Source organism: Phocaeicola sp. RTP21198st1_B8_RTP21198_201120 (assembly GCF_040929485.1).
Lineage (GTDB): Bacteria > Bacteroidota > Bacteroidia > Bacteroidales > Bacteroidaceae > Phocaeicola > Phocaeicola dorei.
Window position 1 is genome coordinate 1 of sequence record NZ_JBCOCI010000343.1, and the last position, 1432, is coordinate 1432.

General features: G+C 40.2%; 1 protein-coding gene. It reads left to right on the forward strand.

From position 1 onward, the window contains the following. Positions 1-1432: zinc-dependent metalloprotease (locus AB5935_RS26105; RefSeq protein ID WP_368327885.1), on the forward strand; the 1432-nt coding region annotated here is incomplete at both ends.

The following is a 1432-nucleotide window of genomic DNA, read 5'->3' on the forward strand; positions in this document are numbered from 1 at the left end:
ATCCAGGCTAAAGAATTTCCGAAAGATGATCCGGAATTTGATGCGGATAATTTGAAATACTCTTGTATTCGTTATGCACCGATTGCTATTGAAAATGCAATGGGTCCCTCTTGGGTAGATCCGCGCAGTGGAGAAATACTGAATGCTTCTGTATATCTGTATCATGATGTTATAAAGTTGTTGAATAACTGGATTTTTATCCAGACTGCTCAAGCTGACAAACGTGTCCGTCATAAAATTATTCCAAGGGAAGTGATGGATGATGCTTTACGTTATGTCGTTTCACACGAAGTAGGACATTGTCTCGGATTTATGCACAATATGAGTGCTTCTTCCGTCATTCCGGTGGACTCTCTGCGTTCTCCTTCGTTTACACAGAAACATGGCACCACTACCTCTATAATGGATTATGCACGTTTTAATTATGTGGCACAACCCGGTGATATGGAGCGTGGAGTTCGTATGATGCCTCCTCGCTTTGGGCTGTATGATGATTATTTGATTCGTTGGAATTATACACCGGTACCGGAAGCCAAAACAGAGGAAGAAGAGTATGCGATTACTTCAAAGTGGATTACGGATTTATCCGGTGATCCTGTATATCGGTATGGAAAACAACAGTCGGATATACTTGACCCTCGTTCTCAAACGGAAGATCTGGGAGATGATGCGGTAAAAGCAACTCAATATGGTGTGAAAAACCTGAAGTATATCTTGGCTAATCTGAACCAATGGCTGGATAAGGAAGATAATGATTATAAACACCGATCTGCTATTTATGATGGTATTATAATGCAGTATTTGACTTATATGTTGCATGTTTATCATAATATCGGTGGCATTTATCTGCATGAAAAACTGGTCGGTGATAAAGTGGAAGCTCTGGAAAGTGAACCGAAGGAGAAGCAAAAAGAGGCAATGAGTTATTTTCTGGAACAGCTGGAAACGATGGATTGGTTAGATAACAGCGATGTATTGGATAAGTTGCCTATGGTTGGTAAACCTTCTGATGCTTTGCGTAATGTGCTGATGAAATTATTGATGGCGGCTCCTGCCCGTGTGGAATTTTCGGCACTGAAAGCTGAAGGCGATAAATATGATGTTGACGAATGTATGAATGACATTTATGAATACATCTGGAGTTCTACTTTGAAAGGGCGTAAACTAACCTCTACTCAAATGAAGTTGCAGAATTTATTTATTAAACAGTTAGCTTCAACGGCAAAGATTAATTGGAATAAAGATTCGAAATCATTGGCAGATGAGGATGTTTGGGAATCGTTAACCACGCTTCATCATAAGATAGGGGAAGGACACAAAGGATGTTGTGTGTCGGACTTGGAACGTATGTTTAATCCTGTAGCCGGATTTGAAGAACCAATGGCCGAGTACTTTGTCCCCAGAAATCAGGAGAGTATGTGTTATGGTTATT